Consider the following 23591-nt stretch of genomic DNA (forward strand, 5'->3'; position numbering starts at 1 on the left):
ATCTTTGGATTTTTAATATGTACAATGACTGAAGAAATTAATAAGTGCCTAGATGTTCTCCAAAATGGAGGAATCATACTTTACCCTACTGATACCGTTTGGGGGATTGGTTGCGATGCCACCAATGCTGAAGCGGTCTCAAAAATATATGCCTTAAAAAAAAGAGCCAATACCAAAACGATGATATGCTTGGTAGCCAATGACTTTATGTTAGAACAGCACATCCAAAAAGTACCTGATGTTGCTTTTGACATTATAGATATGGCCACCAAACCCACCACCATTGTGTATGACCACCCCAAGGGAGTGGCAAAAAACTTAATAGCGGAAGATGACACCTTGGCGATACGTGTAGCTTCTGACAAGTTTTGCCAATATCTTATCCAAAGGTTGAAAAAGCCGTTGGTCTCGACTTCTGCAAACATTGCGGGCGAACCTACCCCAACTAGTTTCAAAGAAATAAGCCCTGAGATTTTAAAAGGTGTTGACTATGTAGTAAATTTGGACCGCGATAAAGAGAAAAGCACTCCCTCATCCATAATAAAACTCGGTAATGATGGAACTGTTAAAGTGATCCGAGAATAAAATGACGCATCAGAACCACAATAAAGCACTACAAGACCCCATATTTAAAGTTATAGCCGAAGCCGCCAAAGAAATGGACATCAAATGTTATGTCATTGGTGGATATGTAAGGGACTACCTGCTTCAAAGGGGAATCCCCAAGGATATTGATATTGTTGCTGTTGGCAGCGGTATTGAGCTGGCAAAAAAAGTAGCTGGCAAACTATCTGGGAAACCTGAGATTTCTGTTTTCAAAAACTTTGGGACGGCAATGTTAAAAAACAAAGGGGTTGAATTGGAATTTGTGGGTGCCAGAAAGGAAAGCTACCATTTTGACAGCAGAAAACCTGTTGTAGAGGATGGAACCCTGGAGGACGATCAAAAAAGACGCGATTTTACTATCAATGCCCTGGCCATTTCCCTAAATGAGGATGACTACGGCACTTTATCGGATCCTTTTAATGGTATCTCAGATTTGGAAAACAAACTGATCCGTACGCCTCTCGATCCCGACATCACCTATTCTGATGACCCTCTTCGGATGATGCGTGCCATACGATTTGCCTCACAGCTCAATTTCACCATCTACCCCGAATCGCTAAATGCGATAACGGAGAATAAGGATCGTATACAGATTATTTCAAAAGAACGAATTGTTGACGAACTCAACAAAATTCTATCAAGTCCCACCCCTTCCTTAGGACTTGGCCTATTGCACAAAACAGGGCTATTGGAATATATTTTGCCAGAGCTTACCGCCTTACAGGGGATTGAAGAAATTGAGGGCCAGCGTCATAAGGATAACTTTTGGCATACTTTGGAAGTAGTGGACAATATATCCAAACATACTGATAATGTTTGGTTGCGTTGGGCAGCGCTATTGCATGATATAGGCAAGGCCCCTACAAAGAAATTTGACAAAAAAATTGGGTGGACATTCCATGGCCATGAGTTTATAGGATCTAAAATGACCTACAAATTATTCAAAAGGCTGCGATTGCCTTTGAACGATAAAATGAAATACGTTCAAAAAATGGTCCTTATGAGTTCTAGGCCCATTGTACTGGCAGAAGACTTTGTGACTGATTCGGCAGTGCGTAGACTAATTTTTGATGCCGGTGATCATGTTGAGGATCTTATGACCCTCTGTGAGGCCGATATCACTACCAAAAATCCAAAAAAACAAAAGCAGTACAAGAACAACTTTAAAATTGTACGGCAAAAAATAGTGGAAGTAGAAGAACGGGACCACGTACGTAATTTTCAACCTCCGGTAAGTGGAGAGGAAATAATGGCAACTTTTGGTCTTAAGCCCTCCAAAGAAATTGGCATCATAAAGGATGCCATCAAGGAAGCCATTTTAGAAGGAGAAATACCTAATGAATACGAGGCTGCGAAACAATATATGTTTCAGAAGGGCAAGAGCATGGGCCTAACAAAAAGTTAGGATACCAACACAGATGTAATTCATTGCTGGCTTGGTAAACAACAATTATTGTTTAATTATTTCTAATAAATATTAAACAATAGGAAAAACTATAGTAATTTTGTAAATCCTTAATCGTTACTATGCATCAATCTTTTAGAAAAATAGCAAAAACAGCATTGGTTTTGGTTTATTTGGTGATTATTGCCGGCACGGTGGTACGCATGACCGGAAGCGGCATGGGCTGCCCAGATTGGCCAAAGTGCTTTGGATATTACATCCCCCCAACAAATATCATAGACCTCCAATGGCAACCCAATAAAATTTTCAAAAAAGGGCAGGTCATTATCGTTGATGAAACTCTAAAGGTGGCCAAGGAAGATTTTGAAACTTCCAATAGCTATATCGAAAATAAGTGGGAGACCTACACCAAGCACGATTATGCCATTTTTAATCCATTGCACACTTGGATAGAATTTATAAATAGACTTTTTGGTGCCTTGGCCGGATTGGCCACATTGGTTCTGGCCATAGTTTCTTTCAGTTTCTGGAAAAAGAACAAATTGATTCCTATTTTATCATGGCTGGTGGTATTTGGTATGGGTTTTCAGGCATGGCTTGGAGCAACAGTCGTCTATTCCGTACTGTTGCCTGCCAAAATTACAGTACACATGGTAATGGCCTTGGTCATTGTGGCCTTCCTACTTTATATCATACATATTTCAGGAACAAAAATCAAGAACAATAGATCAGATAGGTCACTGACCCTGTTATTCTCCTTGGCCTTGGGGATTACCTTGATACAGATCATCATGGGCACCCAGGTTAGACAATTTGTGGACGAGCAAATAGATATTTTTGGAGAATCTGCTAAGGATTTATGGCTTCAGGAACCAACCCTCATATTTTACATCCACCGATCTTTCTCCATCCTTGTAGTGCTGCTCAATGCCTTCATTTTTTATCGCATATTTAAGTACAACCTAGGATATCCAAAAATGATGTGGGTCATGGCTTTTATCCTATTGGAAATTATTTCGGGCATTCTTATGGTATACGTCGATTTTCCTTTTGGAAGTCAGCCAATTCACCTTATGTTGGCGGCCCTTTTGTTCGGGGTACAATTCTATTTAGTTTTGGAAGCTACAAAAGCAGGCAAAACGTTCAAAACTTTGTAACTTTGCACCCTCTTAAAAACTTTTGTAATGATTTATAAGATACGAGTAATTCTAGATGCGGATGATGATGTCTTTCGGGATATTGAAATAGAAGGGAACAGAACACTTGAAGAATTTCACAATACGATAACCCAATCCTTTGGATTTTTGGGCAATGAAATGGCCTCCTTTTACACCTGCGATGATGAGTGGAACCAGGAAGAAGAAATTGCGCTCTCAGACATGGGTGAAGGTGGCGCTGATTTGCGTTCCATGCAGGAAACGCAAATAGAAGACCTACTTACAAAAAACACTCCCAAACTTATTTATGTCTATGACTTTTTGAGTATGTGGACCTTTTTTGTGGAACTGGCCGATATTGTAGAAAAAGAAGACGGCAGGGCCTATCCCAATATTTTGTTCAGTTTTGGAGAATTACCTGATTCGCCGCCAGAAAAGAACTTCGAATCTGACCCGATGTTCGATTTTGATGACACTCTGGACAACTATGAAGATTTGGACTTTGATGAAAATTGGAACTAGATTTCTATCCTGTTCCTTTACATTTAAAATATTCACTGACTAAATCAAAACCTTTCTTTGACCAAAGGAATAAACTTCTATATAGACAACATATGATCAATCTATACGCTACACAAATTGAGAGCATTTCCTTGCACCGTGTTGGAAATAAGAACAAGGGTGAGGGTGTTTTTCTATCCTCGGAACCTTTCGCCCTGAATGATGAAACTACCGGACTTTTAAAAGAATATTTCTTTAAACCTTTCAGGGAAAAAGAAGAAAACTATTTCAAGTTCAGTGATGAAGTGGACTTGGAATTCAATGAAATTTACAACATAGTTTCCGAAGTCTTCAATGAACCTGGCAGTGCACATGCAAATTCCAAAAAGATTGCAAATTATTTGTTCGAACAATCGAACCACCCGCATATAAAGAGCGGAGAAGTATATGTTGCCTACCTGACAGATCTTTTATTGGACAATAAAAAGGTCAATGCCGTTGGTGTTTTCAAAAGTGAGCTAAAACACGATTTTCTTCAATTTGAGGAGAATGACAACAATTTGGATATCTTGGTTCAACAAGGAATCAATATCAACAAATTGGACAAAGGCTGCCTTATTTTCAATACAGAGAAGGAGGACGGCTTTAAAATTCTTTCCGTGGATAGCAATAGGTACGATACCAAATATTGGCTTGAGAACTTTTTGGGCGTAGAACCCTTGTCTGATGATAATTTTAAGACCAAGAATTATTTGAAGTTCTGTCAGAATTTTGCCAAGGATGTTGTATTGCCTGCCGAGGACAAACAACAAGAAGTACTCTTTATGAACAGGGCAGTGAACCATTTTGCGAAAAACGACGCTTTTGAGGAAACTAACTTTTTGAACGAAGTAATGGGCAATCCAGAACTTATTCCTGAGTTCAAGAATTATAAAGTAGAAAAAGGGCCCAAATACAGCATAGAGGATGTATCAAATTTTGATATTGCCAACAAGGCTGTTTCAGATGCGAGAAAGAAAATAAAGAACGTAATCAATCTTGATACCAACATCCAAATAAAATTGGATTTTATCAATCCGGAGTCGGCCGAAAAATTTGTTGAAAAAGGATGGGATGAGGAACGCCAGATGTATTACTATTTGGTCTACTTCAACAAAGAACAAAAAAGTTAGGCTGTTTGATCTGAGTATATTTTAAATAAAAAGGGGGCTTATTGAATAAGCACCCTTTTTTTATTGAGAAAATCTCCGTCTATTTTTACAATTTCTAAACTTGTATCTTGTTTTCCAAGATCTGTTTCATACTAACGTCTTCATAATTCCTTTTGACAAAATCCAGGGCATTACTGAGTACCTGTCCCATGGTTCTGCATCTTATTAACTTAGGGTCATAGGTGATCTCATAGATTTGTTCGCGCAACATCTTTACATTTACCGGATTGGAAATTTTATCACCCTTACAAATGGTTACCAACTTCTTAATTCGCTTTCCTGAGCTAAGTATCCGTTTTGCGACTATTGATCGCTCCTCTATTTTATATTGATCTATAGAGTGGTTCTGTAATTTCTTTCGCACCATTTCCACCATCTCGAAATTCTCTTTAAAAAATTGTGGACGATATACTTTTAGTTTTCCTTCAAAACACTGTTGATCAAAGTCAATTGCCCTTATTTTATACACCACATGATCAAAATCGTGCGTAGGCACAATTACATAGTTATAGGAACGCATATCCCCCAATAACCGAATCATGCACCGCTCATTGAATTTTACAAATTCCTTTGCCAGCTGTGCCTTTTCGGTCTCTGTGCATTTTGGCAGCATTTCTTTGATAAAAACGTCACCTGGGATCCCGGCTATGTGCTCTTCTATCAGTGTATCTTTATAAACTAAAAAATTGAGATTATAGGGAGAAAGCATATGTTCCAATTCAAGGCCATAAACTCGAGAGGCATCCGTTTTCTTAATGTAGAAATAAGTAAAGTTATCATTGAGTATATTCCTTATTTTTATCCGAAACGGCTTGGAATTCCCAAACGTACAATAGTCGACAGCATCAACGTTTAGGTATTGCATTATATTATCACTTCCATCTGAATGCAAAATGGAATACACTTTTTTTAAGCTCAGATCTATTTCCTGGCGTTCGTATTCCGAATAATAGACCCTGATCCACATGGTATCTTCCTCGTTTTTATCATACACCACTACCGATCCATTAAAGCGCAAAAGATCATCGTAAAAAATAGGGATTTCAATTTTTCTACTGTAGTGATGTAAATACGCATCTAGCTTGGCATTTATTGGAAATGCTGGCTTTTTCTTTGACATTAATCGTTCCGACATACTAGACTATTAATTTTAGGGGATATTTAATTGTAACAAAATAAGCATTTCTTCGTCAAGTTACTATAAACAATGCAAAAACAAATCCGATTTTGGAAACCATCCTCTCTGTAAACCATTTGACTAAAAAATTTGGGCATCTCACCGCCGTGAACGACCTATCATTTACCATTGAAAAAGGCAATGTATACGGAATACTAGGACCCAATGGAAGTGGAAAATCCACAACCTTGGGCATTGTATTGAATGTTGTCAATAAAACCAGTGGATCTTTTGATTGGTTCAATGGCAGTGTTTCCACCCACGACGCACTTAAAAAAGTTGGCGCCATCATAGAGCGTCCTAATTTCTATCCTTACATGACGGCTGTACAAAACCTAAAACTGGTCTGCAAAATAAAAAATGTAAGTATCGATAAGATAGAGGAAAAGCTGGAAATGGTTGGCCTCCTAGATAGGAAAAACAGTAAATTCCAGACCTATTCGTTGGGTATGAAACAACGGCTGGCCATCGCCTCTGCCCTGTTGAACGACCCGGAAATACTAATTTTGGATGAACCTACAAACGGATTGGATCCTCAAGGAATTCATCAAATCAGGCAGATCATCAAAGAAATTGCTTCCCAAGGAACCACCATCCTATTAGCTTCACATTTGTTGGATGAAGTAGAAAAGGTTTGCAGCCATGTTGTGATCCTAAGAAAAGGGGAAAAATTATATTCAGGGCCTGTTGACGGTATGCTGGGAAGTCACGGTTTTTTTGAATTAAAAACCAGTGACCTAAAAGGTTTGGGAGATTATTTAAAACAAGACCCCCATTTTAGTGCCATCAAAGAGGAAAATGGACTCATTACTGCCTTTCTATCCAAAGATCTAGCTGCAGAGGAGCTCAACGCACAACTCTTTAAAAAAGGCATTGTGCTTTCGCATATGGTAAAGCGCAAGGAAAGTCTGGAGGAACAATTTTTGACCTTGACAAAAAACGCACCACAACTGGTCAACGCCAACTAAATAAGCATCCCAACCAACCTCTTGATAAGAGACAACCCATTTGATTATGAAAAGATTATTAGAAATAGAATTTATAAAACTTTGGAACAATAGAGCGAGTAAGGCCCTGATCATATCTTATTTTATCTTGCTTACCTCAATAGCCTTGATAGCGGCCGTTAAATTTGATATCGGCCCTATTAAGTTTCATTTGGCTGAACAGGGCATTTTCAATTTTCCTTATATCTGGCATTTCAACACGTATATCACTGCCATTTTTAAATTGTTCTTGGCCATTGTCATAGTATCTATGATGGCCAATGAATATAGTAACAAAACCATAAAACAAAATCTTATAGACGGCCTTTCAAAAAAGGAATTTGTCCTATCTAAATTCCTGACAGTCATTTCATTTTCTTTGGTGTCCACCATTTTTGTTTTTGTGGTCTCTTTGATCTTGGGTCTGGTCTATTCCGATTACAATGAAGTTTCCATCATCTTTTCTGAATTGGAATATTTATTTGCTTTTTTTATAAAGTTGGTAGGCTTCTTTTCCTTCTGCCTCTTTTTGGGCATCTTGGTCAAGCGCTCTGCATTTGCCTTGGGATTTTTGATTTTATGGTCCATTTTTGAAAATTTGGGAATCCGTTTTCTCGTATGGGGGCTTATTGGAAAAGAGGCTTCTGAAAAAGTCTTGGATTTTCTTCCATTGGAATCCATGTCCAATTTGGTAAAAGAGCCGTTTTCCAGATTGGGTGCTGTCCAATCCGTGGCCAAGCAAATTGGCGAAGAATTCAAAATGGATTATGTAGTACACTGGTATGAAATACTCATAGTGCTGTTCTGGACGGGTTGTTTCATTTACGGGTCCTATGCCTTGTTGAAAAAGCGGGATTTATAATTTTGGTGAAAGTGTTAAAATTCATTTTGTCGGGAGAAGTTCTTACACACAAGTTTTTTTTAAAACCATTTAAGATACAAACGATTCGTTAAAATTAGTTCCCTTGAACTACATTAACCATCCTTCTTTCGTAATTTTACAAGATGAAATTCAAAGTAGTATCGGAATTTAAACCTACCGGAGACCAGCCTAGGGCCATAAAGGAATTGGTTGAAGGAATTCATTCAAAGGAACAGTACCAAACCCTGTTGGGTGTCACTGGATCTGGCAAAACCTTTACTGTCGCCAACGTGGTTGAGTCTGTTCAAAAGCCTACCTTGGTGTTGGCACACAACAAAACATTGGCAGCCCAACTGTATTCGGAATTCAAACAGTTCTTTCCAGAAAATGCCGTAGAGTACTTTGTTTCTTATTACGATTATTACCAACCGGAAGCATATATTCCTACCTCAGGTACTTATATTGAAAAGGACCTCTCCATTAATGAGGATATAGAAAAGCTGCGATTAAGCACCACCTCCTCCTTGCTCTCTGGGCGAAGAGATGTTTTGGTAGTGGCCTCGGTCTCTTGTTTGTACGGGATAGGGAACCCGGTGGAATTTCAGAAAAATGTGATCTCTATCCATAAGGACCAAGTCATTTCTAGGACAAAATTTTTACATCAACTTGTACAGAGTTTATATTCCCGAACTACGGCCGATTTCAGGAACGGCAATTTTAGGGTAAAGGGCGATGTTGTGGATGTATTCCCCAGTTATGCCGACCATGCCTTTAGAATCCATTTTTTTGGAGACGAGATAGAAGAAATAGAAGCGTTCGATCCATTTAAGAACAAGGTGGTGGAGATATACGAAAACCTTAATATCTACCCTGCAAACATGTTTGTCACCTCTCCAGACATCTTGCAAAATGCCATTCATCAAATCCAAGATGACCTGGTTAAACAGATCGCTTATTTTCAAGAAATTGGAAAACCCCTGGAAGCCAAACGCTTGGAGGAGCGCACCAATTTTGATTTGGAGATGATCAGGGAATTAGGGTATTGCTCGGGTATTGAAAACTACTCCCGCTATCTGGATGGAAGGCAAGCTGGAACGCGACCTTTCTGCCTGCTGGATTACTTTCCTGACGATTATCTTATGATCATCGATGAAAGCCACGTTACCATTCCACAGGTTCACGCCATGTACGGTGGTGATAGATCTAGAAAGGTAAATTTGGTGGATTATGGCTTTAGATTACCCGCCGCCATGGACAACAGGCCATTAAAGTTTGAAGAGTTTGAAGCCTTACAGAACCAAACAATATACGTGAGTGCCACCCCTGCGGATTATGAATTACAATTGAGTCAAGGGGTATATGTAGAACAGGTCATTCGCCCTACGGGACTTTTGGATCCAATTATTGAAATACGCCCCAGCCAAAACCAAATCGATGACCTTGTTGAGGAGATACAACTGCGGGTAGAAAGAGATGAAAGGACCCTTGTCACCACCCTGACCAAGCGTATGGCGGAAGAGCTTGCTAAATATTTGACACGGATCAGTGTAAGGTGTCGCTATATCCATAGTGATGTGGACACCTTGGAACGCGTTGAAATCATGCAGGATCTACGAAAGGGTATTTTTGATGTGCTTATTGGGGTCAACCTGCTTAGGGAAGGATTAGATTTACCGGAAGTTTCTTTGGTAGCAATTTTGGATGCAGATAAGGAGGGATTCCTTCGTAGTTCGCGGTCCTTGACCCAAACTGTGGGAAGGGCAGCTAGAAATCTTAACGGCCGGGCTATCATGTATGCCGATAAGATCACTGCAAGTATGCAAAAAACCATAGATGAAACCAATTACAGGAGGGAAAAACAAATAGCCTATAATACCGAAAACAATTTAGTACCCGTGGCACTGAACAAAAGCTTGGACAATGCCCTGACAAAAAACTCGGTCTCCGCCTACCATTTTGAGAAGGAGGAAATGCGGGCTGCAGAACCGGACCTAAAATATATTACAACGGAGCAGAAGGAACAAATCATCAGGGACAAAAGAAAGGCCATGGAAAAAGCGGCCAAAGAGCTTGATTTTATGCAGGCAGCGAAGTTAAGGGATGAGATCAAAATGCTTCAAGAACAGGAATAACCAAAAGCTCATGAAAAAAACAAGAAATCAATCAATCGTTCACCTATTCTTGTTTTGTCTATTTGTGGTCATTGGTCATTCCCAAACCCTTTCAAAAGAAAAAATACTCAATTCATCACAGAAACATTTTCCGGAAGCCGTCCTGCAATTAAAATCCTTCTTGGAAATACCAAATGATGGCCATTTTCCAGAACAGATACAGGCCAATCTAACCAAATGCCAGGAATTGTTTACAGACTTGGAATTTACTTCCCAAGTGATCCATACGGAGGGAGCACCCTTGCTATTTTCAGAAAAAATCTATCATAAAAAGGCAAAAACTGTCCTTTTTTATTTGCAGATAGACGGTCAACCTGTGGACTCCACCAAATGGGACCAAAAAAGCCCTTTCCTTCCGGTTTTAAAAGAACCTATCGGGGATGGTCAATGGAAGGACATCAGTTTTGAGCGCTTAAAAACAGCATACAATCCGGAATGGAGAATTTTTGCACGTTCTTCTTCCGACTCCAAAGGTCCGGCCATGTCCTTGATCTCTGCCCTAAAAATTTTAAAGAACAATAAAAGAAAACCGGCGTACAATATCAAGGTGATTATGGATTTCCAAGAAGAACTGGGTTCTCCCCTTTTACCTAAGGCCGTCGAACAAAATCAAGACCTCCTAAAAGCAGATATGGTATTGATCATGGATGGCACAAGGCATTTGTCCAATTTACCCACCCTAACCTATGGTGCCAGAGGAATTGCAACGGCAACCTTAAAAGTTTTTGGACCAAATGTACCGTTGCACAGTGGCCAGTATGGTAATTTTGCCCCTAATCCAGTATTCAATACCGCTCGATTACTTGGGAAATTAAAGGATGAGAATGGGCGGGTTACCTTACCTGGATTTTATGATGGGATAAGTTTATCGGAAGCTGAAAAGACACTATTGAAAAGTCTTCCGGAAAATCTGGACAGTATTAAGCGCGAATTGGGTATTGCAGCGTACGATAATGTTGGAGCCACCTATCAAGAATCCCTTCAATACCCTTCGTTAAATATTAGGGGACTGGAAGCGGCCTATGTGGGTAAGGAAGTACGCACTATAATCCCCAATGAGGTTATCGTTGAAATTGATATGCGGTTGGTGCCAGAATCCGATGGAGATAAACTGATGAATTCCCTGAGACAATTTATCGTAAATGAGGGATATCACCTTGTGGATGGCATTCCCTCCGAAGAGGAAAGAAGCAACCACTCTAAATTGGCTTCCTTTACCTATAAATTGGGATCTAAGGCGTTTAGAACTGATTTCGATACCAATGCCGGAAAAATGCTCAATAAGGCTTTGAATCGCATCTTTGGCGATGAGATTGTAAATATGAGAACAACGGGAGGGTCACAACCCATAGGTGCCTTTATTGAAACTTTGGGAATTCCTGCAGTCTCCATAAGAATACCCAATCCAGATAATAACATACATGGGCCAAATGAAAATTTGCGAATGGGAAACTACTTGGAAGGCATACAAAGTTGTCTAGCCATTTTGGACGAACCCATACCCAATTAAAAAGGCACCATGAATCAACATGGTGCCTTTAGAAACAAATCAACTAAACCAACCTAAATTTATTTAGGAAATTTCGATCATTCTCTTTGGTTTTGGCAAGGCCTCTTCTTTTTTTGGAAGAACAAATTTTAAGATCCCATCTTCATAAGATGCATTGATATTTTCGGAATCGACGGTGTCTGGCAATGTAAAAGCCCTTTTAAAGGAGGAGTACGAAAATTCCCTTCTCGTATACTGTTCTTCAGTAGTCTCATCTTCATGTTTGATCTCTGAAGAAATAGTCAGGACATCATGATCCATTTCTATATTAAAATCTTCTTTCTTCCTGCCTGGAACTGCCAGTTCCAATTCAAAATTAGTTTCGCTTTCTTTAATGTTCACTGCAGGTACGGTACTGTTATGGGTATCCAAACCTCCAAACCAATCCGGCTTAAAAATTTCATTCATCAAAGATGGAAATAGTGGGTGATTTCTTTTAATGGTACTCATAGCTCTTATTGTTTTAATTAGACTGTTATTAATTTTTATAGTCTAAAAACAAAAGATATACCAAGAGTCAATACATGTCAAAGTGACATTAATAGGTAAATAAAAAGCGACATAATGTCGCTTTTTATTAATTATAGTGGATCTTAAATATATTAATGAGAATCTCCGGAGGTATAATTTTGTCAGGATATTTATGCATAATGGTAAGCACCTGTTCTATTGCGGATGGAGGCAAGCCCATTCCCAAGCCTATATTGTGTAGTAGGGCGACCTCTAAGGAGGTCTCCGAGTTGTCTATATTCATCAATAAAACCAATCTGTGAAACTGAAGTATTCTTTCGGCTTCCGACTTTAAGAACACTGGCGTGGCCGTTTTATCAAACAAAGAATCGAAGGTATGCTTATCTACCCCCAACTGATTGGCCACGTTCAACAAAAAATTATACTCCTCTGTTTTCAACGTATTATCTACTCTTGCAAATGCTATCATCTCAGAGAGTATGCTCAGTTTTTCCTCTAAAGTACTCATACATTTCTTTTTTAGAAATAGTTTGCTGTAAGCCAACACCTTATATAACTTAAAAATTAATGTCTTTCGTATAAAGCAAAGTGAAAATAATAATCGATAAAGACGATAAAACATATTTGTAGTACCTTGCAGAAAAATTAGTATTCATGACCAATAACGACATCTTTAAGAAACTTAGGGTAGCCTTGATGCTACGTGATGATGAAATAGTTGAAATCTTGAAGTTGGTAGATTTTCAAATATCCAAAAGTGAAATAGGCGCCCTTTTCAGAAAGGAAGACCACCCAAAATATGTGGAATGCGGTGATCAAATATTACGTAATTTTTTAAATGGGCTAGTGATACACCTTAGGGGTACAAAAGAAAATCCTAAAATCCCCAAAGAAGTGCTTTACGGTGCTAAAAAAACAGAATCCCAGCCTGAGAAACCTACTGCTAAGCCTGCCTATAAAACAAGACCGAAGAAGGAGAACATACCTGATATCAGCTATGTAAAGTATAAAAACAAAAAAAAGTCCTGAAGTGTTTCAGGACTTTTTTTTTCAGCTAATTCTACTGACGAATCCTTACTTGCACGGCAAAAATTTTACCTTCCTCGTAACCAGTCAGACTTATTTTCTGATAGTTTAATCTGCTCTTTACGAAAGCTTCTAAGCGTTCGTCTTCTGTCGCAACGGACAACACTACAATTTCACCTTCCTTGTTCAAGGTAAAACGCACCTGGGCCAGTAGATCGTACCCCTGGTGTATGAAAGAATTTTCGGTTAACATCTCCCCTATTTGGAGCGTCAATTTTTTTTCGGGATCTACATGTATACTGGATACCGAACTAGGTTGATTGGCAAAAACATTTCCGAATGACAATAGCATTGCAGCTACCAATAGTAAACTGATTTTTTTCATGACTTTTTGATTTATGATTGATGATGATTTAAAAGAAAGACTATTCAAATTCCAAAATGTTACGCCTATCATGCCTTTTTCTTCATGAAAATTTAAAAGAGGTTATCAATTTGAATGTGTTTCACCTATAGCCCAATCAAAAAAAATGAAGGTAATTAACCAAAATAATCCAGATCATTTTATAAAAAAAATGTTGATTTTCGATGTATAGGGAACAAAAAAAAGGGCCATGTTTTTCAACATGGCCCTTTACACTATATTTTAAAAGGAAATTTAAGCCAAAACAGCTTTTACCTTATCTGCAGCCTCTTGGAACTGAACCGCTGAATGAACAGCCAAGCCTGAGTTGTCTATGATTTCTTTGGCCAATTCTGCATTGGTCCCTTGTAAACGAACGATGATAGGCACCTTTATGGCATCTCCCATGTTTTTGTAAGCATCTACAACACCTTGTGCAACCCTGTCACATCTTACGATTCCTCCGAAGATATTGATCAGAATAGCCTTTACATTGTCGTCCTTTAAGATGATACGGAAAGCCTCTTCTACACGTTTGGCATCTGCAGTACCTCCTACGTCCAAGAAGTTGGCAGGCTCACCACCGGCCATTTTAATTAAATCCATGGTAGCCATTGCCAAGCCGGCCCCGTTTACCATACATCCAACATTACCATCAAGGTCAACATAATTGAGGCCTACTTCCCTTGCTTCCACCTCAATGGCATTCTCTTCCCTTAGATCGCGCATCTCTGCATATTGCTTTCTTCTGTACAATGCATTATCATCAATAGACACCTTGGCATCAACAGCCATGATCTTGTCATCTGAAGTTTTAAGGACCGGGTTTATTTCAAACATATTTGAATCACTTTCCACATAAGCGTTGTACAAGGCAGTGATAAATTTTGTCATCTCTTTAAAAGCAGTTCCAGAAAGTCCTAGATTAAATGCTATTTTCCTGGCTTGAAATGGCATTAGACCAACAGCAGGATCAATTTCTTCCGTATAAATTAAGTGAGGTGTTTTTTCCGCTACCTCTTCAATATCCATTCCACCTTCGGTAGAATACATGATCATATTTCTTCCAGTACCTCTGTTCAAAAGAACGGAAACATAAAATTCAGATGTTTCACTTGCACCAGGATAATATACATCCTCTGCAACCAATACCTGGTGTACCTTTTTACCTTCTGCTGAAGTTTGAGGTGTAACAAGGTTCATCCCTATAATATTTCCTGCAATCTCTTCTACTTCCCTCAAGTTCTTGGCAAGTTTTACACCGCCACCTTTACCACGTCCACCAGCATGAACCTGTGCTTTGATCACATGCCATCCTGTTCCTGTTTCCTCGGTAAGTTGTTTAGCGGCCTCAACGGCTTCGGCTGCATTATGTGCCACGATTCCTCGTTGGATACGTACACCAAAACTTGCTAATATTTCTTTTCCTTGATATTCGTGAAGATTCATATGTAAATGGTATCTTTTTGTTCGGAAGCAAAAATAGGAAACCCTAGGTAATTACCCTAATGAAAAAGAAATATCGATACATTAAATTTTAAAATCCTTAAAATCCAAAGGATCAAAATTTTTAAAATGGCCGTTCATCTCGATCACATCCTTCATGTGGTTTACCTGTTTCAGAACTTCAGTAGTGGCAATAAGGTGGGATCTTATATAAATTAATTGCTCACTTTGATGCACCATTTTCAACAAGTGATATTCTTGTCTTAGGGTTAGCCCGATCTTATGGATGAGTTTGTGAATGTGCAGCTCCCCCTTATAAATATGATCAAAGGGAATATCCATTAATCGATATAAGGTTTTGGTATATTCTATTACGGCTTCTGTTTGCGACTCCAAACCGTCTTCTATATAATCTAAAAACGTAACAACTCCTCCTGCATAGAGTTTATCGTCCATTTCATTATCGAATGTTACGACCTTAAAAACCCTCTTGGCTTGACAAACAACGTCCATTTCTCCATTGGGATAGGTATGTACAATTTCTACCAACTGCATTTCCGTACCGTATGCCACCGTATTATCAATATAAACAGGAATACCAAAGGTCAAAGCCTCTGCCATACAATCTTGGATCAATTGCTTGTACCGCTCTTCAAAAATGTGAAGGGCCACTCTTTCACCTGGAAAGAATACGGACTGAAGAGGAAACATGGGGAGCTTCATGATCTTTTTTTATTAAAAATAAAGGATGTTAGCTTTGAAGACAACAAATCCAGCATTTTTAAATTGTTGTATTTATAACAATTTGTTGCATTATTCAATAAGTTGTCATATTTCTTGTCAACATCCTAGAAGAAGATTAGCTTTGTTCAAAATTTTATTAGGCTATGAAGCACTCCGATTTATTAGATATTGCCAAAACATTTGGAGATCCCGTATATGTGTATGATTCAGAAAAGATCATATCCCAGTTCAATAGACTAACAAAGGCCTTTAAGGGTGTTAAGCATTTACAGCTTAACTATGCCGCTAAAGCCTTGTCCAACGTTACCATTCTGAGGTTAATGAATAGTCTGGGCAGTGGTCTGGACACCGTTTCCATACAAGAAGTAAAACTTGGGTTATTGGCGGGCTTTAAACCGGAGTCGATCATTTACACCCCCAATGGTGTTTCCTTGGAAGAAATAGAGGAAGTAGCAGCCTTGGGTGCGCGGATTAATATTGACAACCTCTCTATCTTAGAACAGTTTGGAAGCAAACACCCTGATATTCCAGTATGTATCAGAATCAATCCCCATGTAATGGCAGGAGGCAATTCCAACATATCTGTGGGACATATCGATTCCAAATTTGGAATCAGTATTCATCAAATCCCTCATTTGCTTAGAATTGTTGATCTCACCAAAATGAACATCAACGGAATACACATGCATACGGGGAGTGATATTTTGGATATCGATGTTTTTCTTTATGCTTCAGAAATACTTTTTGATACGGCCAAAAACTTCAAGGATCTCGATTTTATAGATTTCGGAAGTGGATTTAAAGTACCATACAAGGAAGGTGATATTGAGACCAATATAGAAGAACTGGGTCAAAAATTAACTGAAAAGTTCAATGATTTCTGCAAGGAATACGGGAAGGAACTGACCCTGGCTTTTGAACCTGGTAAATTTTTGGTGAGTGAAGCCGGTTATTTCTTAGCGAAGGTAAATGTGGTGAAACAAACCACTTCTACGGTATTCGCTAGTATTGATTCAGGATTCAACCACTTGATACGACCCATGTTATATGGCGCAACCCATACCATTTTGAACATTTCCAATCCAAAAGGGCGGGAACGCTACTATTCTGTAGTGGGCTACATCTGTGAAACGGACACCTTTGCGAGTAATCGTAGGATCAATGAAATATCCGAAGGGGATATCCTTTGCTTTAAAAATGCAGGGGCCTATTGCTATACCATGGCAAGTAACTACAATTCTAGATTTAGGCCGGCCGAAGTATTATGGCACGATGGAAAGGCCGTATTAATTAGGGAACGCGAGACTTTTGACGACCTGATCAGAAACCAAGTAGATGCCAAAGACATCTTCACAACTAAAAAGGAAAAGGCTGCAGTAAAATAAACATTCGTAATTTACGTTAGTTTTGGTATACTTATTGGACTAAAATCTAAAAATAAATCGGATGATCTTACATAAATTCTTTAATGCAAAATTCATGCTAGTCATTGCTATAGCATTGTTTTCATTTGCTGTATCTGCACAGGAAGTGGAATGGATTTCATGGGAAACAGCGGTAAAGAAGTCTCAAACCGATAAAAAACCTAAGAAAATCTTTATAGATGTCTATACCGATTGGTGTGGATGGTGCAAAAAGATGGACAAGGATACCTTTCAGAATCCTGAGGTTGCGTCCTATATGGCGAAGACCTTTTATATGGTAAAAATGGACGGTGAGGGAAAAGATCCCATCGAATTTAAAGGCAAAACCTATAAGTTTGTACCACAGGGAAGAAACGGATACCATGAATTTGCAGCCGCTTTAATGCAGGGCAAACTAAGTTATCCCACTACCATATTTTTGGATGAACAATTAAATATGTTATCACCAGTTCCAGGATACCAAAAACCGGGACCCTTTTTAAACATCGCCCAATATTTTGGGGATAATATTTATAAGGAAAAAGACTGGAAGACCTATACGGGTCAGAGCAAATAATACATTGACAATAAAAAAAGAAAGCCCAAGACAATTGTCTTGGGCTTTCTTTTTTTATAAAGGATCTTAACGTTATCTACTATAATTAGGGGATTCCTTGGTAATCGTCACATCATGCGGGTGACTTTCGTTAATACCACTGGCGGTAATTTTCACGAACCTACCATTTTCCTTCAATGTGGCTATATCCTTTGCACCACAATACCCCATTCCTGCACGCAAGCCACCTATGAACTGATGGATACTCTCAAACAAATCACCTTTGTAAGGTACGCGGCCCACAATGCCTTCTGGAACCAATTTTTTAATATCGTCCTCTACGTCTTGGAAATACCTATCCTTACTTCCTTGTTTCATGGCCTCCACAGAACCCATACCTCGGTAGGATTTAAATTTTCTTCCTTCGTAGATAATCGTTTCGCCTGGTGATTCTTTTGTTCCTGCCAATAAGGATCCAAGCATAACACAATCCGCACCCGCGGCAATGGCCTTGGGAATATCTCCCGTATACCTAATTCCACCATCGGCAATAACTGGAACTCCGCTGCCTTTTATAGCGGCTGCAACCTCTAAGACTGCTGAAAACTGTGGAAAACCTACACCGGCTACAACCCTTGTGGTACAAATTGAACCAGGGCCTATTCCTACTTTAACTGCATCGGCACCGGCTTCTACCAAATATTTGGCAGCCTCCCCGGTTGCAATGTTCCCAACTATAACATCCAGATCTGGAAATCTCTTCTTTACTTCTTTTAAAACGCGAACAACACCCTGGGTATGTCCGTGTGCGGTATCAATAATAACAGCATCCACTCCAGCATTGACCAAAGCTTCAGCTCTTTCTACAGCATCAGCAGTTACTCCAAGTGCAGCGGCAACCCTTAGTCGGCCGTATTGATCTTTATTCGCAATTGGTTTTTGTGTGAGTTTGGTTATATCCCTGAAAGTAATCAACCCTACTAGTTTGTAATCATCATTGACTACTGGTAATTTTTCAATTTTATGTTGTTGAAGGATATCCTCGGCCTGGGCCAAACTTGTTCCCTCAGCCACTGTAACCAAATTTTCAGAGGTCATTACCTCTGAGATGGGTCTGTCATTATTCTTCTCAAATCGAAGATCCCTATTGGTCACAATTCCCAATAGTTTTCCTTCATCATCAATAATAGGAATTCCGCCAATACTATATTCTTTCATGCTTGCCTTGGCATCACGAACAACAGAATTTAAGGGCAGGGTTACAGGATCTATGATCATCCCACTTTCGGCACGCTTCACCTTTCTCACCTTCATGGCCTGCTTCTCAATACTCATATTCTTATGCAACACACCTATACCTCCTTCTTGAGCCATTGCGATGGCCATCTTGGATTCTGTCACAGTATCCATAGCAGCAGAGACTATGGGCACATTTATGGTAATATTTCTAGTAAATTTTGTTTGAATGTTTACTTCCCTTGGAAGAACTTCAGAATATGCTGGGACGAGCAGTACGTCATCATAGGTTAAACCTTCACCAACAATTTTGTCAAGATGAGCTTGCATAGCAACTATATATATAATTGCGTGCAAATGTAGTGAATTTTATTGGTTATGCTATTGAATATCATCTCCAACCGCATAATTTTCACGTGCTTTTTTTGCCCAATTCAACAAAGCTTCTTTTTCCTCTTGGGTCATTTTCCCATGGACAAGCGCATATCCATTTTCCGGCATTTCTCCTTCTTCAACCTCTTCGATAAGCTCTTCCAATTTGTGATCCTTTTTTTTCAAGGAATAGGAGTCCCATTTTGAAACATTAAAATGTTCGTTCCCTTCTTCTACATGATCAGCGATCACAAAGGAAACTGGTGCTATTTCAGCATACCAGGGATATTCCGTTCTATTGCTATGGCAATCGTAACAATTATTCTCTAAAATGGTCTTAATTTCTGGAGTTGGTTTTGTCTCTGTTTCAAATGAAACAACGTCCCGATACTCTGCACTATTTTTTTCCGGTCGATAAAATTGAATCAGCAAAAAGGCAACCAAAAGTACTAACAAGATTTTTTTAAGAATTTTCATAAGTATAGAATTATAAGGTTAATTGTAGGGTCATATATGCCGTTCTGGGCTCTGCCGGAAGTATCCCCGGACCAGGATAACCCGTTGCCCTTCTGGTAAAGTACGAATTGTTCAAAACATTGTTTACACCAGCCTCCAATCGCCATTTCTTTAAAGTGTAGGACAATGAAATATCCATTATGTCATAGGCAGGAATTGCTCCTTCAATTCCCCTTTGGTTATCATTGACGTCCTGCGGTGCATTTGTGGCATCAGTAAATTGTTGTGACAGATAAGTATACTGAAAACTACCCAGTAGATTTCCATATCCAAAACGAAGTCCTGTCTTAAGGTTTACCTTGGGGATAAATTCTACTTGATTCCCCTCCACATTGTTTTCTTCAGAGGAAATATATTCGGATGCTGTCAATGCGAGATTTAAGAAGTAATTTAATCTGATCTTGGTTAAACTGGGCATGAAGGTTTCCTTGATGCTCCAGTCTGCAAAACCTTCAAAACCGTACATCAAAGCGGTACCAATGTTTCCCCTAAAGCGGACAATACGTCCAGTCTCTACCTCTTCACCTTGTTCATTGGTACGGGTTTCATTTTTCAAAACCTCTCCCAACCTATTGTCGTACAACAATGTAAAAGCCCCCAAATCATAGGACAACTTATCTTGTAAACGACCTCGAAATCCAATATCTGCCGTAAATCCCTTTTCATCACTAATATTTTCATCTACTTGGAAGGACGGATTTACGACTCGAATATCACTAAATGTAACTGAACGGTAATTCTGGGAAATATTACCATAAAACTCCCCAGAAGAACTCAACTTATATGAAGCTCCCAATCCCATCAATAGAAAAGTTCTATCAAAAGTACGATTGTCAGCTATTTCCTCATTTAGTAGGGGGTTTCCAGCCAAATCCAACACTACGTTCTTATAACTCCCAACGCTTTCCGTTTTAATATGCTCTAAACGAAATCCAGGTGTCACATTAAAATTTTCACTCAGGTTAAAGACATTCTCCCCAAAAAAGGCTAGGTTAAAATTTGGGAAATCAAAGGAGGACTGTCTTTCATAATTGGGGTAGGTATCATCGGCAAAGGTAAAATCGGCATTAGAAGCATTGCTGCCTGGACCCTGTCGTTGATCGTTGTTGGTTTTATATATTTTGGATCCCAACAATAAGGCCGATTCCTGATCTCCCAACTTATAGCGACTTAATACCCGCAACTCAGCTCCCAGATTCTTAAAATTATCCACTAGTAGTTCTCTTGGTTCTGAAAGGTCATCGGATTGGGAAACACGATTTGTTCTAAAACCCAAAGCCTTCCTTGAGGCATCCAAACCAAATAGATTTAAACTCATATTCGTATTATCCGAAAAGGCGTGGTCCAATCGTAGTGAAAATAATTTCCAATCCACATCGAACCAATTCCGGGTTCTGTTGCTAAAGGTGGGGTCTTCCAAAAATTGTGCATCTGTAAGCCCTCCTGGCTGTTGGGCCAAATAATTCAGGACTGTGGTCTCGAAGGTTATTTTTGTCCGGTCAGTAAATTGATACCCTAGATGTGCGAAGTAATTACGACTACCATAACTACTATTGGGCCTAAAGCCGTTACCTTCCTTATAATTGAAATATGTATAATAACTAAACTTGCCCAAGGTACCGCTAAGACTGTTAAAACTTGTTTTTAAATCGTACGATCCCAATGTCTGCCTACTCACCCATTCTATTTTCTTGTTAGGTTCAGGTGTCTTGAACTTAAAATTGACCAATCCTCCAAACTGCGTTCCATATTGCAATGAAGCTGCTCCCCGCACCACCTGAATTTCCTGCAGGGCTTCTGCCGGAGGTGTGTAATAACTTTCGGGGTAACCCAAAACATCTGCACTGATATCATATCCATTTTGGCGTGTATTGAAGTTGGCCGTACGATTGGGGTCCAATCCTCGACCCCCTATATTTAGTTGTAAACCAGCATCACCATTATCATATATATTGAGTCCAACTACCTGCCCATACACTTGACGGGCATTGTTTGCAGCCAAATTACCTACCAGGCCATCCAAAAGCACTACCTCGGTCTTCTTACCCGCATAGATGGCCGTGCCCTCCACTTTCTTTAATTGTTTTAACGCAAAGATCTTTTCCCGTTGCTGGGTCACCACAACTTCAGATAATTCCTCTGATAAAGATTCTAACGATATGTCCAAAGAAGTGTTCCCAGAGATCTGAACAATGCTTTCTCTTACCTTATAGCCATAAGCAAATACAATAAGTTGATAGGAACCAGGTGAAATATTTTTAAAGACATATTTTCCATCTGAATTGGCCCTGGCAAATTTTTCCACTTCCTTTAAATAAAGTTCTGCATCTGGAACAGTATTATTTTCTGTATTTTCTACTGTTCCCCTCAATTCAAACTGGGCTTGCGACCATTGAAAAAAGAAAACCAGGCATAATGCAATTTTAAAATCCTTTAATGTCATGTTTAAAATTTGTTATCCATGTTTTATGTTGCAATGATTCCTTTTGTTCTGTCAAATCTGTATTGGGGTCTATAAAGGTATTACTCAATCTTCCATTCAGGGCAACCTGACAATCCACATAAATGGCTATGTCCTTAAAACCATCTTTGGCAAAGTGGTCTTCCAAAAAGTGGGCATACTCCAAAATAAAATCTGGTTGAAAGGACATTTGCTTTTCTTGAAAAGCGGTCAAAAAATCCGAATTATCAACATAAAACCATTTGCCAGACACACCATCTACAACTTTAAATTGGGCATAACCTGATTTTTCCATGAGCATGACCCGCCATGAGAACCGAAACCCTTCTTCTGTCCAAAATAGTTCCCCGGGATAGGCCACGTATCTGAAGGGCATCAACAATTGTATCACAAAGAAAAAAACCACAACAAACTTAATGGCATTTACCTTTACCTGAGACTTAGGTAAATATATCCTTTGATTATCAAAAAAATGCAAGTTTGTCTTTAGAACCTTACTAAGGTATCCCAGTATCTTCCGGTGCACATCCGAATCAAAGAAGATGAGTGCAGAAACGATCATAATATATGGGAACATTCCAATAGGAAAAAGTACCCTGGTCAGTACGTGAAAAACCACTACCAAAAGAAACGCCAGCGTCCTTGTCCGTTTAAAAAACAATAAAAACGGAATGGTTAAATCGTAAAGCGCTCCCCCATAACTAAAGGCATAGTGAACCCATTCCAAATGCATGAAATTGCCCAGTAAAGGCGTATCGAACTTGGAAGGCAACCATATTTTAAGGGGCATGGCATGCAACAGCCAATCTGAATTCAACTTGGCCAAACCGGCGTAGAAATAAACTATTGCCAATAACAATTTAATAGAATTGATAGTCCATGCCGGAATATATTGAAATGCCCTTTTGGAGTTTTTATAGGCATCTATGGAATAATAAGCACTGGCAGGAAGAAATATCATTAAAAAAGACAAGAGGCTAATAAAATAATAGTGGTTCAAATAAGTGGTCTTGTCCATCAATTCAATATAAGTGAAACTTATAAAAAATATGACGATGGCCAATCTATATTTATACCCTAGGGCCACGAAAACCGCAGCCAAAGCACAGACCGCGAATAGGATATAAGTATAGGGTCCTAGGGGCTTGACCCATTCAAAGCCATAATAGGAAAAGAAAAATTTTGGTTCTAGGTACAATTTTTCAATCCAGCCATAACTCCAGAACCGAATAATACTCAACAACATCATGATGCCAAAGAAAATGCGAAAGACCGCCAAGGGGGCGGCCTCCACAGGCTTAATTAGGTATTGTTGAATTCCGATTCTCATCT

Annotated in this window: 22 protein-coding genes; 12 read left to right on the plus strand and 10 right to left on the minus strand. The window is 39.1% G+C overall.

The genetic code is table 11. From position 1 onward, the window contains the following. Positions 1-24 precede the first annotated feature (24 nt). The 5 genes from SB49_RS07070 to SB49_RS07090 all read left to right on the plus strand — a co-directional run bounded on the left by SB49_RS07070 (position 25) and on the right by SB49_RS07090 (position 4841). The gene (locus tag SB49_RS07070; protein WP_062055172.1) at positions 25-585 is read left to right on the plus strand and encodes an L-threonylcarbamoyladenylate synthase; all 561 of its coding nucleotides are present in this window, start codon (positions 25-27) and stop codon (positions 583-585) included. 1 nt (position 586) lies between these two features. Next, positions 587-2011 carry a CCA tRNA nucleotidyltransferase gene (locus SB49_RS07075; RefSeq protein WP_062055174.1) on the plus strand — a complete coding sequence of 475 codons (1425 nt, stop codon included), beginning with the start codon at positions 587-589 and terminating at the stop codon, positions 2009-2011. Positions 2012-2133: 122 nt separating this feature from the next. Further along, complete coding sequence (locus SB49_RS07080) at positions 2134-3168, plus strand: COX15/CtaA family protein (protein WP_062055176.1); 1035 nt, start codon at positions 2134-2136, stop codon at positions 3166-3168. Between the two features lie 27 nt (positions 3169-3195). Then, entirely contained in the window at positions 3196-3690 is a 495-nt protein-coding gene (locus SB49_RS07085; protein ID WP_062055178.1) for an IS1096 element passenger TnpR family protein, read from the plus strand. Between the two features lie 92 nt (positions 3691-3782). Then, a complete protein-coding gene (locus SB49_RS07090; protein WP_062055179.1) occupies positions 3783-4841 on the plus strand; it encodes a nucleoid-associated protein in 1059 nt (352 codons plus the stop codon). Between the two features lie 94 nt (positions 4842-4935). Here SB49_RS07090 and SB49_RS07095 read toward each other — a convergent pair whose 3' ends face one another. After that, complete coding sequence (locus tag SB49_RS07095) at positions 4936-6015, minus strand: hypothetical protein (protein WP_062055181.1); 1080 nt, start codon at positions 6013-6015, stop codon at positions 4936-4938. 92 nt (positions 6016-6107) lie between these two features. Between SB49_RS07095 and SB49_RS07100 the strand changes: the two genes are divergently transcribed. The 4 genes from SB49_RS07100 to SB49_RS07115 all read left to right on the plus strand — a co-directional run bounded on the left by SB49_RS07100 (position 6108) and on the right by SB49_RS07115 (position 11586). Beyond that, complete coding sequence (locus tag SB49_RS07100; protein ID WP_062055183.1) at positions 6108-7025, plus strand: ABC transporter ATP-binding protein; 918 nt, start codon at positions 6108-6110, stop codon at positions 7023-7025. A gap of 46 nt (positions 7026-7071) precedes the next feature. Further along, positions 7072-7905 carry an ABC transporter permease gene (locus SB49_RS07105; RefSeq protein WP_062055185.1) on the plus strand — a complete coding sequence of 278 codons (834 nt, stop codon included), beginning with the start codon at positions 7072-7074 and terminating at the stop codon, positions 7903-7905. 143 nt (positions 7906-8048) lie between these two features. Next, positions 8049-10037 carry an excinuclease ABC subunit UvrB gene (uvrB, locus tag SB49_RS07110; RefSeq protein ID WP_062055187.1) on the plus strand — a complete coding sequence of 663 codons (1989 nt, stop codon included), beginning with the start codon at positions 8049-8051 and terminating at the stop codon, positions 10035-10037. A gap of 10 nt (positions 10038-10047) precedes the next feature. Continuing rightward, on the plus strand, positions 10048-11586 hold the full coding sequence (locus tag SB49_RS07115) for a M20/M25/M40 family metallo-hydrolase (RefSeq protein WP_062058963.1): 1539 nt from the start codon (positions 10048-10050) through the stop codon (positions 11584-11586). 63 nt (positions 11587-11649) lie between these two features. Here the strand turns inward: SB49_RS07115 and SB49_RS07120 are convergent, their stop codons facing one another. Next, a complete protein-coding gene (locus SB49_RS07120) occupies positions 11650-12075 on the minus strand; it encodes an Hsp20/alpha crystallin family protein (RefSeq protein WP_062055189.1) in 426 nt (141 codons plus the stop codon). A 127-nt stretch (positions 12076-12202) separates the two neighbouring features. After that, positions 12203-12604: a hypothetical protein gene (locus SB49_RS07125; RefSeq protein WP_062055191.1), complete on the minus strand. Its 402-nt coding sequence runs from the start codon at positions 12602-12604 to the stop codon at positions 12203-12205. A gap of 146 nt (positions 12605-12750) precedes the next feature. Between SB49_RS07125 and SB49_RS07130 the strand changes: the two genes are divergently transcribed. After that, a complete protein-coding gene (locus SB49_RS07130; protein WP_062055192.1) occupies positions 12751-13125 on the plus strand; it encodes a DUF1456 family protein in 375 nt (124 codons plus the stop codon). A 31-nt stretch (positions 13126-13156) separates the two neighbouring features. Here SB49_RS07130 and SB49_RS07135 read toward each other — a convergent pair whose 3' ends face one another. The 3 genes from SB49_RS07135 to SB49_RS07145 form a co-directional block, all read right to left on the minus strand. Beyond that, positions 13157-13507 carry a hypothetical protein gene (locus SB49_RS07135; RefSeq protein WP_062055194.1) on the minus strand — a complete coding sequence of 117 codons (351 nt, stop codon included), beginning with the start codon at positions 13505-13507 and terminating at the stop codon, positions 13157-13159. A 273-nt stretch (positions 13508-13780) separates the two neighbouring features. Then, positions 13781-14974 carry an ADP-forming succinate--CoA ligase subunit beta gene (gene sucC, locus SB49_RS07140; protein ID WP_062055196.1) on the minus strand — a complete coding sequence of 398 codons (1194 nt, stop codon included), beginning with the start codon at positions 14972-14974 and terminating at the stop codon, positions 13781-13783. A gap of 81 nt (positions 14975-15055) precedes the next feature. Beyond that, positions 15056-15694, minus strand: a complete 639-nt coding sequence (locus SB49_RS07145; protein ID WP_062055198.1) for an LON peptidase substrate-binding domain-containing protein — start codon at positions 15692-15694, stop codon at positions 15056-15058. 164 nt (positions 15695-15858) lie between these two features. Here SB49_RS07145 and lysA point away from each other — a divergent pair, with 164 nt between their 5' ends. After that, positions 15859-17100 carry a diaminopimelate decarboxylase gene (gene lysA / locus SB49_RS07150; protein ID WP_062055200.1) on the plus strand — a complete coding sequence of 414 codons (1242 nt, stop codon included), beginning with the start codon at positions 15859-15861 and terminating at the stop codon, positions 17098-17100. A gap of 61 nt (positions 17101-17161) precedes the next feature. Further along, positions 17162-17695, plus strand: coding sequence for a DUF255 domain-containing protein (locus tag SB49_RS07155; RefSeq protein WP_082591080.1), 534 nt, complete (start codon positions 17162-17164; stop codon positions 17693-17695). A 72-nt stretch (positions 17696-17767) separates the two neighbouring features. Here SB49_RS07155 and guaB read toward each other — a convergent pair whose 3' ends face one another. From guaB to SB49_RS07175, 4 genes are read right to left on the minus strand one after another with little or no spacing between them, the layout of a single operon-like run. Next, a complete protein-coding gene (gene guaB, locus SB49_RS07160; RefSeq protein WP_062055202.1) occupies positions 17768-19240 on the minus strand; it encodes an IMP dehydrogenase in 1473 nt (490 codons plus the stop codon). 51 nt (positions 19241-19291) lie between these two features. Next, positions 19292-19759, minus strand: coding sequence for a heme-binding domain-containing protein (locus SB49_RS07165; protein WP_062055204.1), 468 nt, complete (start codon positions 19757-19759; stop codon positions 19292-19294). A gap of 10 nt (positions 19760-19769) precedes the next feature. After that, positions 19770-22241 (minus strand): TonB-dependent receptor domain-containing protein, encoded by a 2472-nt coding sequence (locus SB49_RS07170; RefSeq protein ID WP_062055207.1) that lies wholly within the window; start codon positions 22239-22241, stop codon positions 19770-19772. Then, positions 22222-23589, minus strand: a complete 1368-nt coding sequence (locus tag SB49_RS07175) for an HTTM domain-containing protein (RefSeq protein ID WP_062055209.1) — start codon at positions 23587-23589, stop codon at positions 22222-22224. Before SB49_RS07175 ends, SB49_RS07170 begins: the two co-directional genes overlap by 20 nt. Between the last annotated feature and the right edge of the window lie 2 nt (positions 23590-23591).

Source organism: Sediminicola sp. YIK13 (genome assembly GCF_001430825.1).
Classification (GTDB): domain Bacteria; phylum Bacteroidota; class Bacteroidia; order Flavobacteriales; family Flavobacteriaceae; genus Sediminicola.

Coding starts and splice junctions, on each gene's coding strand:
- SB49_RS07145 (WP_062055198.1), bottom strand. CDS start 15,694: ATGAAGCTCCCCATGTTTCCTCTTCAGTCCGTATTCTTTCCAGGTGAA.
- SB49_RS07135 (WP_062055194.1), bottom strand. CDS start 13,507: ATGAAAAAAATCAGTTTACTATTGGTAGCTGCAATGCTATTGTCATTC.
- lysA (WP_062055200.1), top strand. CDS start 15,859: ATGAAGCACTCCGATTTATTAGATATTGCCAAAACATTTGGAGATCCC.
- SB49_RS07130 (WP_062055192.1), top strand. CDS start 12,751: ATGACCAATAACGACATCTTTAAGAAACTTAGGGTAGCCTTGATGCTA.
- uvrB (WP_062055187.1), top strand. CDS start 8,049: ATGAAATTCAAAGTAGTATCGGAATTTAAACCTACCGGAGACCAGCCT.
- SB49_RS07105 (WP_062055185.1), top strand. CDS start 7,072: ATGAAAAGATTATTAGAAATAGAATTTATAAAACTTTGGAACAATAGA.
- SB49_RS07170 (WP_062055207.1), bottom strand. CDS start 22,241: ATGACATTAAAGGATTTTAAAATTGCATTATGCCTGGTTTTCTTTTTT.
- SB49_RS07070 (WP_062055172.1), top strand. CDS start 25: ATGACTGAAGAAATTAATAAGTGCCTAGATGTTCTCCAAAATGGAGGA.
- SB49_RS07115 (WP_062058963.1), top strand. CDS start 10,048: ATGAAAAAAACAAGAAATCAATCAATCGTTCACCTATTCTTGTTTTGT.
- guaB (WP_062055202.1), bottom strand. CDS start 19,240: ATGCAAGCTCATCTTGACAAAATTGTTGGTGAAGGTTTAACCTATGAT.
- sucC (WP_062055196.1), bottom strand. CDS start 14,974: ATGAATCTTCACGAATATCAAGGAAAAGAAATATTAGCAAGTTTTGGT.
- SB49_RS07090 (WP_062055179.1), top strand. CDS start 3,783: ATGATCAATCTATACGCTACACAAATTGAGAGCATTTCCTTGCACCGT.
- SB49_RS07095 (WP_062055181.1), bottom strand. CDS start 6,015: ATGTCGGAACGATTAATGTCAAAGAAAAAGCCAGCATTTCCAATAAAT.
- SB49_RS07120 (WP_062055189.1), bottom strand. CDS start 12,075: ATGAGTACCATTAAAAGAAATCACCCACTATTTCCATCTTTGATGAAT.
- SB49_RS07080 (WP_062055176.1), top strand. CDS start 2,134: ATGCATCAATCTTTTAGAAAAATAGCAAAAACAGCATTGGTTTTGGTT.
- SB49_RS07125 (WP_062055191.1), bottom strand. CDS start 12,604: ATGAGTACTTTAGAGGAAAAACTGAGCATACTCTCTGAGATGATAGCA.
- SB49_RS07155 (WP_082591080.1), top strand. CDS start 17,162: ATGATCTTACATAAATTCTTTAATGCAAAATTCATGCTAGTCATTGCT.
- SB49_RS07075 (WP_062055174.1), top strand. CDS start 587: ATGACGCATCAGAACCACAATAAAGCACTACAAGACCCCATATTTAAA.
- SB49_RS07165 (WP_062055204.1), bottom strand. CDS start 19,759: ATGAAAATTCTTAAAAAAATCTTGTTAGTACTTTTGGTTGCCTTTTTG.
- SB49_RS07175 (WP_062055209.1), bottom strand. CDS start 23,589: ATGAGAATCGGAATTCAACAATACCTAATTAAGCCTGTGGAGGCCGCC.
- SB49_RS07085 (WP_062055178.1), top strand. CDS start 3,196: ATGATTTATAAGATACGAGTAATTCTAGATGCGGATGATGATGTCTTT.